This window comes from Rhizobium redzepovicii, from assembly GCF_019793435.1.
In the GTDB taxonomy this organism is placed as follows: Bacteria; Pseudomonadota; Alphaproteobacteria; order Rhizobiales; family Rhizobiaceae; genus Rhizobium; species Rhizobium redzepovicii.
The window spans coordinates 103,253-116,681 of record NZ_JAILYH010000006.1 but is presented as its reverse complement, the minus strand read 5'-3'; the positions used below and the strand labels follow the sequence as shown (position 1 = coordinate 116,681).

The 13,429-nt window shown below is 61.9% G+C and carries 9 protein-coding genes; 5 read left to right on the top strand and 4 right to left on the bottom strand.

Going from position 1 to position 13,429, the window contains the following annotated elements; translation table 11 throughout:
* Positions 1-73: 73 nt before the first annotated feature.
* A complete protein-coding gene (locus K6N12_RS11245) occupies positions 74-715 on the bottom strand; it encodes a TetR/AcrR family transcriptional regulator (RefSeq protein WP_097627063.1) in 642 nt (213 codons plus the stop codon).
* 66 nt (positions 716-781) lie between these two features.
* Here K6N12_RS11245 and K6N12_RS11240 point away from each other — a divergent pair, with 66 nt between their 5' ends.
* Complete coding sequence (locus K6N12_RS11240) at positions 782-1,951, top strand: serine hydrolase domain-containing protein (RefSeq protein ID WP_131711065.1); 1,170 nt, start codon at positions 782-784, stop codon at positions 1,949-1,951.
* 68 nt (positions 1,952-2,019) lie between these two features.
* Here the strand turns inward: K6N12_RS11240 and aspS are convergent, their stop codons facing one another.
* Positions 2,020-3,810: an aspartate--tRNA ligase gene (gene aspS, locus K6N12_RS11235; protein ID WP_097627059.1), complete on the bottom strand. Its 1,791-nt coding sequence runs from the start codon at positions 3,808-3,810 to the stop codon at positions 2,020-2,022.
* Between the two features lie 255 nt (positions 3,811-4,065).
* Here aspS and K6N12_RS11230 point away from each other — a divergent pair, with 255 nt between their 5' ends.
* The 4 genes from K6N12_RS11230 (at position 4,066) to K6N12_RS11215 (ending at position 9,380) form a co-directional block, all read left to right on the top strand.
* On the top strand, positions 4,066-5,457 hold the full coding sequence (locus K6N12_RS11230) for a multicopper oxidase family protein (RefSeq protein WP_097627057.1): 1,392 nt from the start codon (positions 4,066-4,068) through the stop codon (positions 5,455-5,457).
* A 129-nt stretch (positions 5,458-5,586) separates the two neighbouring features.
* Complete coding sequence (gene rnd / locus K6N12_RS11225) at positions 5,587-6,732, top strand: ribonuclease D (protein ID WP_097627055.1); 1,146 nt, start codon at positions 5,587-5,589, stop codon at positions 6,730-6,732.
* Between the two features lie 121 nt (positions 6,733-6,853).
* Positions 6,854-7,915, top strand: coding sequence for an adenylate/guanylate cyclase domain-containing protein (locus K6N12_RS11220; RefSeq protein ID WP_097627053.1), 1,062 nt, complete (start codon positions 6,854-6,856; stop codon positions 7,913-7,915).
* A gap of 106 nt (positions 7,916-8,021) precedes the next feature.
* Positions 8,022-9,380: an esterase-like activity of phytase family protein gene (locus K6N12_RS11215; protein ID WP_097627051.1), complete on the top strand. Its 1,359-nt coding sequence runs from the start codon at positions 8,022-8,024 to the stop codon at positions 9,378-9,380.
* 289 nt (positions 9,381-9,669) lie between these two features.
* On the opposite strand, the gene ppx is transcribed toward K6N12_RS11215, so the two are convergent.
* Together ppx and K6N12_RS11205 are read right to left on the bottom strand one after the other, a co-directional pair.
* Positions 9,670-11,190 carry an exopolyphosphatase gene (gene ppx, locus K6N12_RS11210; RefSeq protein ID WP_097627049.1) on the bottom strand — a complete coding sequence of 507 codons (1,521 nt, stop codon included), beginning with the start codon at positions 11,188-11,190 and terminating at the stop codon, positions 9,670-9,672.
* 12 nt (positions 11,191-11,202) lie between these two features.
* Positions 11,203-13,407, bottom strand: a complete 2,205-nt coding sequence (locus tag K6N12_RS11205; RefSeq protein ID WP_097627047.1) for an RNA degradosome polyphosphate kinase — start codon at positions 13,405-13,407, stop codon at positions 11,203-11,205.
* Between the last annotated feature and the right edge of the window lie 22 nt (positions 13,408-13,429).

Here is a 13,429-nt window from a genome sequence, read left to right as displayed (position 1 = left end):
CGGTGAAAGGCCCAGCAATGTGTGACTGACTCCAATAGTCGGTGTCAGTCACGGATTGCCGGGCCTTTTCGATTCAAACGCGGTGTCGGGCGAGTTCTGAGATGGCGAGGCTTGCGATATCGAGCAACTCCTCGAGCGATGCGCCGTCCCTTGCCTGCACGGACATGCCCTGCACGATAGCGCCGAGGAATCGCGCCAACGCACGCGGATTCGTCTCCGCGCTTATATCGCCCTCGCGGATACCACGCTCGATCCTTGCCGCAAAAGTATCCAGCGACCGACGGCGCAGCGCCGCGACATGGTCGGCGATCATGTCGTTCTCGCTGGCGCAATTCAACGCAGCCGTCGAAATCATGCAGCCTTTCGGATGTTCCGGTGCCGAAAATATCGCCGCCGACCCCTGCAATATCCGTTCGAAGGCAGAGACGGTGTCGATCGGCTCGCCGAGCGCGGAAAAGGTACCGGCGCCCAGCGCTCTATATTGCTCCAACGCCGCGCGGTAGAGATCGGCCTTCGAGCGAAAGGCGGCATAGAGGCTTTGCGGCGTAATGCCCATGGCGGTCGTGAGATCGGCGATCGAGGCGCCTTCGTATCCATGCGCCCAGAAGGTCTCGCGGGCGGCCGCGAGAACCGTCTCGCGATCGAAGGCGGGCGGGCGGCCGCGGCGGCGCGCCGAAAGATTTTTCATCTCTGGACTATTTTTCACAACGATCACTCTAGATATTCCGCCTGATCCATCTAATTCAGGAATGGTCATTGTGATTATAGAAGGTTTGATCTGATGAGTCTTCCCCTCGAAACGACACGTGCCAACAAGAATTCCCTGCTTTCCGCGGGCGTCGACGCGGCAATTGCAGATGCGCTTGACGACAGGCGCCTGGTCGGAGCGGTCGTGCTCGTCGCCCGCGACGGAGAAATCATCCACCGCCGAGCAGCAGGCCTCGCCGACCGCGAAAACGGCCTGGCAATGCGCGAGAATACGATCTTCAGGCTTGCCTCTATCACCAAGCCCATCGTCACCATCGCCGCGATGCGGCTCGTCGAGCAGGCGAGAATCGACCTTGGCGACGCGGCGACCAGATGGCTGCCGGAATTCCGACCAAAGCTGCCCGACGGCAGCGAGGCGACCATTCGTATCCGCCACCTGCTGACCCATACATCAGGCCTCGGCTACAGCTTCTCAGAAGAGGACGACGGTCCCTACATCCGCGCCGGCATTTCCGACGGGCTCGACCAGCCGGGACTGGCGCTCACTGAGAATCTCAGGCGGATCGCCAGTGTGCCCTTGCGTTTCGCACCGGGCAGCGACTGGCAATATTCCCTTGCTATGGATGTTATCGGCGGCGTCATCGAGGCGGAAACCGGCGTGCCGTTGGCTGAGGCCGTCGCCGAACTGGTGACAAGACCACTCGGGCTTGCCGACACGGCGTTTTCGGTTCGTGACCGCAGCCGGCTCGCCGCCGCCTATATGAACGCTTCACCCGAACCGGCGCTGATGGGCGAAAATGCGCTGGTGATGTCGCTGATGGGTCCGATCCGCTTCGCCCCAGACCGCATCTTCGATCCCGCCTCCTATCATTCGGGCGGCGCCGGCATGGCGGGAACGGCTGATGACGTTCTGGCCGTACTTGAAACCATCCGCAGGGGCGGTGCACCGCTGCTCTCGAGCGACACCGTTGCGATGATGATGACCGACCAGTCCGGCGGGCACCGCCAGCGGTATGAACCCGGCTCGGGCTTCGGCTTCGGCTGGTCCGTCATCACCGATCCGGCCGAGGCAGGCGTCCCCTTCCCCAGAGGCACGGTGAAATGGGGCGGCGTCTACGGCCACAGCTGGTTCATCGATCCGGTCAACGGAGTGACCGTCGTTGCGCTGACGAACACGACGCTGGAGGGCATGTGGGGCAAGTTCACGGTCGATCTGCGCGAGGCGATCTACGCGGCCTTGTGAGCGACAGCAAAAAGCCCGACGACACCTGAACGGTCGCCGGGCCTTTCACATTCGGGATCGGACGATCCTCAGTCCTTCTTGACCGGCGGGATCGGCCGGATCGAAAGCTCGCGCAGCTGCGTCGGGGTTGCCGGGCTCGGGGCGCCCATCAGCAGATCCTGGGCCTGCTGGTTCATCGGGAACAGCGAGATTTCGCGCAGGTTTTTGGCGCCGACGAGCAGCATGACGATGCGGTCGATACCGAAAGCGGCACCACCGTGCGGCGGCGCGCCGTACTGGAAGGCGCGGTATAGGCCGCCGAAGCGATCCTCGACATCCTGCTGGCTGAGACCGACCTTCTCGAAGGCGGCGACCATGGTTTCCGGCGACTGGTTGCGGATCGAGCCCGAGGCGATTTCGAAGCCGTTGCAGACGGCGTCATACTGGAAAGCCTTGATCGTCAACGGATCCTGGTTCTGCAACGCGTCCAGGCCGCCCTGCGGCATCGAGAACGGGTTGTGGGCGAAGTCGACTTTCTTGTCTTCCTCGCTCCATTCGAAGAAGGGGAAATCGACGATCCAGCACAGTTCGAAGCGGTCGCGGTCAACGAGGTTCAGTTCCTCGCCGGCCTTGGTGCGCGCCTCGCCGGCAAACTTGTAGAACTTTTCCGGTTCGCCGGCGACGAAGAAGCAGGCGTCACCATCGCCGAGACCAAGCTGGGTGCGGATCGCATCGGTGCGCTCCTCGCCGATGTTCTTGGCAAGCGGGCCGGCACCTTCGAGCTTGTCGTTTTCACTGCGCCAGAAAATATAGCCGAGGCCCGGCTGGCCCTGGCTCTGTGCCCAGGCATTCATGCGATCGCAGAAGGCGCGCGAGCCACCGGTCTTGGCCGGGATCGCCCAGATCTGGACCTTTGGGTTCGAGGCGATCATACCGGCGAAGACCTTGAAGCCGGAACCGGCGAAATGCTCGGTCACCGCTTCCATGACGATCGGGTTGCGCAGGTCCGGCTTGTCCGAACCATATTTGCGGATCGCTTCGTCATAGGGGATGCGCGGCCACTCCTTGGTGACCGGCTTGCCTTCGGCGAACTCCTCGAACACGCTTGTCATCAGCGGGCCCATCGTGTTCCAGACGTCCTCCTGGGTGACGAAGCTCATTTCGAGGTCGAGCTGGTAGAATTCACCCGGCAGGCGGTCGGCGCGCGGGTCTTCATCGCGGAAGCACGGCGCGATCTGGAAGTAGCGGTCGAAGCCGGCGACCATCAGCAGTTGCTTGTACTGCTGCGGCGCCTGCGGCAGCGCGTAGAATGTGCCGGGATGGATGCGCGACGGCACGAGGAAGTCGCGCGCGCCTTCCGGCGAGGAGGCCGTCAGGATCGGAGTCGTATATTCGGTGAAGCCGACATTGCCCATTTCGCGGCGCATGGCCGAGATCACCTGGGTGCGCTTGACAATGTTCTTATGCAGCGTTTCGCGGCGGAGATCGAGGAAGCGGTATTTGAGGCGGACGTCTTCCGGATAGTCCGGCTCGCCGAACACCGGAAGCGGCAATTCCTTGGCAGCGGAGAGCACTTCGATCTCCTGGGCGTAGAGCTCGATTTCGCCGGTCGCCATCGCCTTGTTGACGGTATCTTCGGTGCGGGCCTTGACGAGGCCGTCGATGCGGATGACCCATTCGCCGCGCACGGTCTCGGCCATCTTGAAGGCCGGGCTGTCCGGATCGGCGACGACCTGGGTGATGCCATAATGGTCGCGAAGGTCGATGAAGAGAACGCCGCCATGGTCGCGGACGCGATGGACCCAGCCGGAGATACGGACGGTCGAGCCGACATCCGTCTTGCGGAGGGCGGCGCATGTGTGGCTGCGATAGCGATGCATGATCTCAAATCCTGGAATGTGGCTTAAGACGGCAGCAAGGGTTCAAAGACCCTCAAGCGCCGACAAGAAAATCGGGCGGAAAAGCGCATGGACGCTCCGATTTGTCAAGGCTTGGCGCGTGCCGCCCACGCGTTTGGCACGCGTTTGTGGCAACGCAGCGGCCCGTATGCTGCGGCAGTTTGGCCGCGCTTCGCGTATTGATGAAGAAGCTGGTCAACTTTAAAAGGATCGGCATTCTCACTGTGGAGCGCCCGCATGCCCCTCCTGACCCGTCGCAATCTTCTCAAGGCATCCGTCGTGGCGGGCGCCTATGGCGTCGGCCTCGGCATTGCCGGCAAATTCGGGCCTGCCGAGGCGGCTCCCGAGCCGCAGTTGCTGACGGCTGTCAAGACCGAGGCGATGCTGACCGAGATCGGACCGACCCGGGAGATCATGAGCTGGGGCCATGACGGCATGCCGCCGGTTCTCAGGATGACGAAGGGACGCCCCTATGCGGCGCGGCTGAAAAACGGGCTCGACGAGCCGACGACGATCCACTGGCATGGGCTTCGCATCGATAACCGCATGGACGGCGTGCCCTTCATGACGCAGCCCTATGTCTATACCGGCGACAGCTTCGACTATGCCTTCACGCCGCCGGATGCCGGCACCTTCTGGTATCATCCGCATTGCAATACGCTGACGCAGATGGGGCACGGCATGACCGGGGTCCTCGTCGTCGAAGATCCGGCCGACCCTGAATTCGATGCAGAGGTTGTCCTGAACCTGCGCGACTGGCGGCTCGGCGGCGACGGACAGTTCATCGCCCCTTTCCGGCCGCGTGACGCCGCGAAGTCGGGCACCTACGGCACAGTGCGCACCGCCAACTGGCATCGGGAGCCGCAATATGACGCGCCGGCCGGCGGGCTGGTGCGGCTGCGCATCGCGGTCACCGACGTGACGCGGATCTTCTCGCTGAAGGTTGAAGGCGCCGATACGACCGTCATCGCCATCGACGGCAATCCGGTGCCGAAGCGTTTTCCCCTCGACCTGCTGCAGATCGGTCCGGGCCAGCGGCTCGATCTTGCCGTGCGCATGCCGGATAGAGAAGGCGCTGTCGCGACGCTCGAGGATATCCGCGGCACGACACCGAAGACGATCGCCAGCCTGCGTGCCACCGGGCCGTCGCTGAAGCGTGAGGTCGGTGATCTCGGGCCGCTTGCCGAAAATCCGGTGGCGAAGGCCGATCTTTCCACTGCCGAGCAGATCCCCTTGGTGCTGAGCGCCACCGCCGAGAATACCGCCACTGAGAGCATTTGCGGCACGCTCGGCTATAGTTTCTGGGCGATCAACAAGGTGCCGTGGCCGGGCGACACGCCGGATCCGACGGCGCCGCTGGCGGAATTGAAGCTCGGCCGGAGCTATGTCTTCAATCTGGAAAATGTCACGCCGCATGCGCATCCGATCCATCTGCACGGGATGAGCTTCACGGTGATCTTCTCTTCGACGCGGGAGGTGATGCCGCTCGTCTCCGATACCTATCTCATCCAGCCGGACGAGAAGGTGCAGCTCGCCTTCGTCGCCGACAATCCCGGCGACTGGCTGCTGCATTGCCATATCATCGAGCACCAGAAGACCGGAATGACCAGCTACCTCAGAGTGAGTTGAGGCAGTCTGTGCCGCAGTTTGGACGTTATTCTTAGCCAGCAATGCGCGAAGCTTATGCTGTTGTATTGACATATCGAAGCGAAAGGAGAAGGAAGGTTCAACCGACCTTTTCCTTGCGAATGAAATGATATGATCGAAACCACCGCCGATTTGGCGGCCGCCTGCAAAGAGCTGGCCAAGTCCGACTTCATCACCATTGACACCGAATTCCTGCGCGAGACGACCTTCTGGCCGGAGCTTTGCCTGATCCAGATGGCAAGCCCGACGACCGAAGTGCTCGTCGATCCGCTGGCCAAGGGCATCGATCTTGCCCCCTTCTTCGAGCTGATGGCCGATACGAAGGTGCTGAAGGTCTTTCACGCGGCCCGCCAGGACATCGAAATCATCTTCAATCGCGGCAATCTCATTCCGCATCCGATCTTCGACACGCAGGTCGCCGCGATGGTCTGCGGTTTCGGCGACAGCGTCTCCTATGATCAGCTGGTCAGCCGCATCAAGAACATCCATATCGACAAGTCGTCGCGCTTCACCGACTGGAGCCGCCGGCCGCTCTCCGACAAGCAGCTGGAATATGCGCTGGCCGACGTCACCCACCTGCGCGACGTCTATCTGTCGCTGAAGGCCGAACTCGATCGCGAAGGCCGCACCTCCTGGCTCTCCGAGGAAATGGACATTCTCGAGGCGCGCGAAACCTACGATCTGCATCCTGACGATGCCTGGCAGCGGCTGAAGATGCGCCTGCGCAAGCCGCAGGAGCTGGCGATCCTGAAATTTGTCGCCGCCTGGCGCGAACGCGAGGCGCGTTCGCGCAACGTGCCGCGTTCGCGGGTGCTGAAGGATGATGCGATCTACGAGATCGCCCAGCAGCAGCCCAAGGATACCGAAGCGCTCGGCCGGTTGCGCACCATTCCCAAAGGCTGGGAGCGCTCGACTTCCGGCGCCGCCGTCATCGAGGCCGTCAACGCAGCACTCGCTCTTCCGAAAGCCGATATGCCACATGTGCCGCGCCAGGCGCAGGCGCCCGAAGGGGCCGCTGCTGCCGTCGAATTGCTAAAGGTACTCTTGAAGCTGATTTCGGAAAAGCACGGCGTGGCGCCGAAGGTGATCGCCAACAGCGAAGATCTCGACAGGATCGCCGCCGAGGGCGAGAAGGCCGAAGTCGCGGCCCTCAACGGCTGGCGGCGCGATCTTTTCGGCGAGCCGGCGCTGCAGCTGATCCAGGGTCAGATCGCTCTGCGCTTCGTCGGCCGCAAGGTCGAAACGGTCAGCCTCTAGGTTCAAGTGCCTCGGCGCCTTTGCGCGTCCGCGCGGCGTTGTAAGACGATATTCGAATTCGCTTGACGCTTTTTTCCCAGCTGAAACAATGGCTGACGGCAAATCACGGCGAAGAGGCGGCATGCGGGAAATATCTCCGACGCAGAACTGGATCCTGATCACGATGGTTCTGGCTGCCAGCGGCGTGGTCTATGATCTGATGTTCTACTCCAACCAGACGCCCGTTGTCGGCGCGATCTTCGCGCTGTTCATCGGCATGCCGATCATCGCCTTCGAGCGCAAGGCGCTGTTCCGCACGCTGTACAGACGTATTCAGAAGCTGCCGACCTTCGCTTTCATCATCAGCGAGCTGGTGATCTACGAAATCCTGATGAGCATCGGCTTTGCCTGTGCCGCTCTGCTGCTCTCATCGCTCGGCATGGTGAAGCCAACGTCGTTCCTCGATCTCGTCATCATGCCCTACGAGGTCTTCCTCTATGCGCTTGCCGTCTGCTCGGCGCTGATCTTCATCCTGCGCGTGCGGGAACTGCTCGGCCGCGAGGTATTCGTCAGCATGCTCGTCAGCCGCTACCGCAATCCGGTCAGGGAAGAGCGTGTCTTCCTGTTCATCGATCTGGTCGACTCGACGGCTTTTGCCGAAAAGCACGGCGACCTCCGCGCCCAGCAATTGCTGAGCTCGCTGTTTGCCACCTTCGCCGAGCCAGTCAGGCGCCATAAGGGCATGATCAACGACTATGTCGGCGATGCGGCAATCATCACCTGGCCGCTTGCCCGCGGCATCAAGGGCGCGCGCTGCGTGCGCTGCATCTTCGACATTCTCGCCGATATCGAAGCCAACGCCGCCGGCTGGCGGAGAAGCTACGGACAGGTGCCGAAGCTGCGCGCCGCCCTTCACGGCGGCGAGATCATCACCGCCGAAATTGGCGTCGATCATCACAAGATCAGCTATTTCGGCGACACGGTGAACACCACCGCCCGCCTGGAAACGCTCTGCCGCAGCCTGAACCGGCCAGTGCTGATTTCGGCCGAACTTGCGCGGCGCATGAAATTTCCCGACGATATTTCCTGCGAGGATCTCGGCACCCATGCCGTCAAGGGGCGCGGCCAGGCGCTCGGCGTCATGGCGCTTTCCTCGCGCGCCGTCACCGTGCTGAACACACCTGCCGTCATTCTGCACGGCTGAGCAAACGCTTTTAACCCGCGTCACCAAAGCTTCACCCAACCGTCAATTCGCTGACACGGAAGCCCTGCAAAGCGGATGCCATTCGCATCCGTTCCATGGGGATATTATGAAGAACGTCCTTTTTGCTTCCGTATCGCTTTTCATCCTGATGACCGGCTCCGCTTCGGCCGACCAGCAGCAGTTTCCGGCCAAGCTCGCCGGCCAGGCGATCCTGCCTGCCAACACCATGGTTCCGGCTCCGGCCGATGCCCCTGAATTCCTGAAACATTCCGGCAAGTTCACGACGGCGGACCGCAAGCGCACCGAAGCGCTCGGAACGGTGCCCGGCAAGGACGGTGCCCGCGTCACCGACCTGAGGCTCCCCTTCGACGGTCAGGCGATCCAGGGCTTCTCCGGCATCAAGACGATGGCCGACGGCACCTTCTGGACGCTGACGGACAACGGCTTCGGCTCGAAGGCCAATTCCTCCGACTCCATGCTCTTCCTGCACCAGATGAAGTTCGACTGGGCAGCCAACAAGGCCGAAGTCGTCAAGAACCTCTTCCTCTCCGATCCGAACAAGATCGCCCCCTTCCCAGTCGTGCTGGAAGGCACCGATACGCGTTACCTCACCGGCGCCGATTTCGACATCGAATCGATCCAGCCGGTTGCCGACGGTTTCTGGCTCGGCGACGAATTCGGTCCCTACATCCTGAAGGTCGATAACGAAGGCCGCCTGACGGACGTCTTCCCGACGACGCTCGATGGCAAGCCGGTGCTTTCGCCCGACAATCCGCTGATTCAGCTTCCGGGCAATCCGACCGCGAAGATGCCGGTCTTCAATCTGAAGCGCTCCGGCGGCTTCGAAGGCCTCGCCATGTCGAAGGACGGCACCAAGCTCTACGGCCTGCTCGAAGGCGCCATCTACAAGGATGACGGCCAGATGGAATCGGCCGACGGCCACACCGCCGTCCGCATCATCGAGTTCGACGTCGCCGCCAAGAAGTGGACCGGCCGCAGCTGGCTCTATCTGTTCGAGGACAAGGGTGTCTCGATCGGCGACTTCAACATGCTTGACGACACCACCGCTCTCGTCATCGAGCGCGACAGCGGCGCCGGCACCAAGGACAAGGCCTGCGCCGATCCGAAGCAGCCGAAGCCGGATTGCTTCGAGGCCCCGGCCGAACTGAAGCGCGTCTACAAGATCGAGTTCAACGACGCCAATGCCGGCAAGGCCGTCCGCAAGATCGGTTATATCGACCTGTTGAATATCCAGGATCCCGACAACAAGAAGAAGGCCGGAGCCAAGGACGGCGTTTACGACATGCCGTTCGTGACGATCGAAAACGTCGACCGTGTCGACGCCACCCACATCATCATCGGCAACGACAATAACCTGCCCTTCTCGGCCGGCCGCACCGTCGACAAGGCTGACAATAACGAGTTCAGCCTGCTTGAGGTTGGCGAGTTTTTGAACGCGAAATAAGTTTGGGTTGATGTGAGATGGAAGGGGCGGTGCGTGAGCGCCGCCTTTTTCGTTTGGTTTGGTGGGTACATCGTACGGCATCCATGCCAGGCCCCTCTGCCCTGCCGGCCATCTCCCCCACAGGTGGGGAGATCACAAGTGGCTCACGCCACCTGCCCATCTACCGTTTCGTCGCGCTGCCACGCCAATTTTTTTGGGAAACCGGTGCGCCCGGCGATCTCCCCACCTGTGGGGGAGATGGCCGGCAGGCCAGAGGGGACTGGCACGGCACGACGACCATTGCACCACCCTACTCGAACCGGAACGCCAGCCTCTTGTTCGTCAACCTCGATAGCTGCTGCAATCGCCCGTCCAGGCGTTCGCCGGCGAAATCGCGGTATTCGGGGGGCACGACGAATTCGAGGTCAAGGTCCGGGTTCGACGATTTGCGGAAGCTCAGGCTTTTGACGATGCCGGGCATCGAGGCCGAGAACAGATAGACGACGCGCAGCATACCGCCGAGCAGCTTGGCGCGTTCGATGAACTGGGGGGTGGCGATCTGCGCCAGAGGGCCGGTGGCGCCGTCATCGTGCAGGCCTTCGAAACGGTAGTAATTTGTCAGCGCGATGAAGGCGCGGCCGGGATGGCTGATGCCGACGAAGGAGGAGTGGGCGATGACGTTCAGCGCCTGCAGGCCGCGATAGTCGGGATGGGCGCGCCAGCTGATATCGGCAAGCAGACAGGCGGCCTGACGATAGCGGCTTTCCTCTTCGGTTTCCTGGACGCCGAACAAGGGCATCATGCGGCCCGTCCATTCCGCCAGCTCACGGGCATGCTCGGGCGAACGGGCACGCAGGATCGCTAGCTCGCCGGCAGCGGCCAGCAGCGGATCCAGGCGGCGCTCGGCCTCCGACAGCAGCGAATAGAGATATCCCTCGCGCACGCCCTGCGCCGAGAAGGAAATGACCGATGGTTTCATCGCGCTCAGCACTTCCGTCATGGCGACGGCGCCGAAGGGCAGCAGCGAACGGCGGTGCTTGGAAACGGCCTGAAACGCAGGCTCCCTCGAATCACGCGCACTTACCACCTGTTCGAGGAACAGCATTATCGCTTCAAGCGATACCTCGTAGCCCTGCATCATGTGCAGCGGATAGTTTGTGATTTCCATGTGCAGCTTGGCGATGTTTCGCCAGGTGCCGCCGACGGCGTAGAAGGTGCGCCCCTCGCCTTTCGACAAGAGCTTTGCCGTCTTCACCTGCTTGCGGGCAAAGGTGCGTGCCTTGGAGAGCGAGCCGCCGGCATATTCCGACAGGCGCAGGCCGCCGAGCGGCAGCGTGATGCCCTTGCCAAACTCCTTGCCCTTGATATCGATCAGCTCAAGCGAGCCGCCGCCGAGGTCGCCGGCGATGCCATCAGGATTGAAGAAGCCGCTGATGATGCCGAGCGAGGCGAATTTCGCCTCCTCCTCACCGGAGAGCACACGGACCTTACGGCCGAGGATGGTTTCCGCCTGGTGGATGAAATCGGGCCCATTGCTCGCCTCGCGGGCGGCGGCCGTCGCCAGCACATACATGGTGGCGGCGCGCGCCTGATCGGACAGGGCCTTGAAACGGTGCAGCGCCGCCAGGGCCCTGATGACGCTGTCTTCATCCATCTTGCCGGTGACGGCTATGCCTTTGCCGAGGCCGCAGAGGACCTTTTCGTTGAAAAGAATGGTCGGCGAGCGGGACATGCCTTCGTAGACGACGAGACGAATGGAATTCGATCCAATGTCGACAACGGAGACCGGGGCGATCCCCGGAAGGCGCCCCTGGGCTTCAGATTCAACCATTTAGGTCCAGTTTTACTTGTTGTTGCGGCCTTCGAGCAGGCCGGCGATCAGTTTCGGCGCGCTGGACTTCAGAGCTTCACCACGGCCTGACAGGCTCGGATTGGTCATGAAGTACTGCTGCGCATTGAACGGTTCCTCGCCTCTGCGCACTTCCATGCGCCGCGACGTACCGTCGGGCAATATCTCGTAGCTTTGTTGATTGTCAATCACGTTGCCGAGCATAATCTGGGACAAAACCTGCTCGTGAACGGTCGGATTCGTCAGCGGAACCATGGTTTCGACGCGTCGGTCGAGATTTCTCGGCATCATGTCGGCCGAACCGATATAAACCAGCGCCTTGTCGGACGGCAGGCCGTGGCCGTTGCCGAAGCAAAATATGCGGCTGTGTTCGAGGAAGCGGCCGATGATCGACTTGACGCGGATATTCTCCGAAAGACCGGGCACCTGCGGACGCAGGCAGCAGATGCCGCGCACGACAAGATCGATCTCGACGCCGGCATGGCTGGCGCGATAGAGCGCGTCGATGATGTCGGGATCGACAAGCGAATTCATCTTCATCCAGATCGCGGCCGGGGCGCCATTCCTGGCATGCTGGATCTCTTCCTCGATGTGGCGCAGGATGCGCGGGCGCATCGTATAGGGCGAGATGGCAAGCTGCATGCCCTGTTCCGGCTCACCGTAGCCGGTGATGAAATTGAAGATGTTCGCCATGTCGTGGGCGATGACCGGATTGCAGGTGAAATAGGACAGGTCGGTATAGATCTTCGCGGTGATCGGGTGGTAGTTGCCGGTTCCCAAGTGGCAATAGGTCCGGAGCTTGCCTTCCTCGCGGCGGACGACCATCGACATCTTGGCGTGGGTCTTGAGCTCGATGAAGCCGAAGACGACCTGCACGCCGGCGCGCTCGAGATCGCGCGCCCAGCGGATGTTCGCCTCCTCGTCGAAGCGGGCCTTGAGCTCGACCAGCGCCGTCACCGACTTGCCGGCTTCGGCGGCATCGACCAGCGCACGCACGATCGGGCTGTCGTTGGAGGTGCGGTAAAGCGTCTGCTTTATCGCCAGGACGTCAGGATCGCGCGCAGCCTGGAGAAGGAACTGGACCACCACGTCGAAAGATTCATAGGGGTGATGGACGACCATGTCCTTTTCGCGGATGGCTGCGAAGCAGTCGCCGGCATGTTCGCGGACGCGCTCGGGAAATCGCGCATTGTAGGACGGAAACCTGAGATCCTCGCGGGGCGCTTTGGTGATCTCGGACAGAGTGTTCAGCGCCAGAAGGCCCGGCAGAACGGCGACGCGATTATCTGGGATGTTCAGCGCCTGGACGACGAACTGGCGCAGCGAAGCCGGCATTTCCGAGTCGGTCTCGATGCGGATGACCTTGCCGCGGCGGCGGCGCTTCAGCGCCGTTTCGAAAAAGCGGACAAGATCCTCCGCCTCTTCCTCGACTTCGATATCGCTGTCGCGGATGACGCGGAACGTACCGGAGCCCTGCACTTCGTAACCCGGGTAGAGCCGATGGATGAAGATGTTGGCGACATCCTCAAGCGTGATGTAGCGGATGGTGTTTCCATCATCCGGCAGACGGACGAAGCGGTCGAGCGCCGGCGGCAGGCGTAGCAAGGCCGTCATCGGCTCGCGGCCGTTCTTGCTGACGAGCTGCAGGCCGATCGAGAAGCCGAGATTCGGAATGAAAGGGAACGGATGGGCTGGATCGATCGACAGCGGCGTCAGAACCGGAAAGATCGCCTGTTCGAATTCGGTGGCAAGCCACTGGCGGTCGGCATCGCTCAAGGCGCCGGGGCGGACGATCAGTATGTCTTCCTTGGCGAGATATTGCTGCAGCACGGCGAGCGAGGCCTGCTGCTCCATCTGCAGATGGTCGATCTCCTGCAGGATCGAATCGAGCTGCTCGGCCGGCGTCTTGCCGTCCGGACTGCGGATGACGATGTTCTGGCGTACCTGGCCCTCGAGGCCGGCGACACGCACCATGAAGAATTCATCGAGGTTGGCAGCCGAGATCGACAGGAAGCGGACCCGCTCGAGCAGCGGATGCTCGGTATTCAAGGTTTCTTCCAGGACACGGCGGTTGAACTGCAGCCAGGAGAATTCTCGGTTGATGAAGCGCTCGGGGCTCTTGAGCAGCTCTTCCAGCGGGGGCGTGTTGTCGTTGGTTTCCGGAGTGAGTTCCTGATGCTCTGCGACTGCGCTATCCATGGTCTACCCCGTTCTCAATCGC

Excerpts from the sequence above, each read along its gene's own strand:
- K6N12_RS11240 (WP_131711065.1), top strand. The coding sequence starts at position 782 with ATGAGTCTTCCCCTCGAAACGACACGTGCCAACAAGAATTCCCTGCTT.
- aspS (WP_097627059.1), bottom strand. The coding sequence starts at position 3,810 with ATGCATCGCTATCGCAGCCACACATGCGCCGCCCTCCGCAAGACGGAT.
- K6N12_RS11230 (WP_097627057.1), top strand. The coding sequence starts at position 4,066 with ATGCCCCTCCTGACCCGTCGCAATCTTCTCAAGGCATCCGTCGTGGCG.
- rnd (WP_097627055.1), top strand. The coding sequence starts at position 5,587 with ATGATCGAAACCACCGCCGATTTGGCGGCCGCCTGCAAAGAGCTGGCC.
- K6N12_RS11220 (WP_097627053.1), top strand. The coding sequence starts at position 6,854 with ATGCGGGAAATATCTCCGACGCAGAACTGGATCCTGATCACGATGGTT.
- K6N12_RS11215 (WP_097627051.1), top strand. The coding sequence starts at position 8,022 with ATGAAGAACGTCCTTTTTGCTTCCGTATCGCTTTTCATCCTGATGACC.
- ppx (WP_097627049.1), bottom strand. The coding sequence starts at position 11,190 with ATGGTTGAATCTGAAGCCCAGGGGCGCCTTCCGGGGATCGCCCCGGTC.
- K6N12_RS11205 (WP_097627047.1), bottom strand. The coding sequence starts at position 13,407 with ATGGATAGCGCAGTCGCAGAGCATCAGGAACTCACTCCGGAAACCAAC.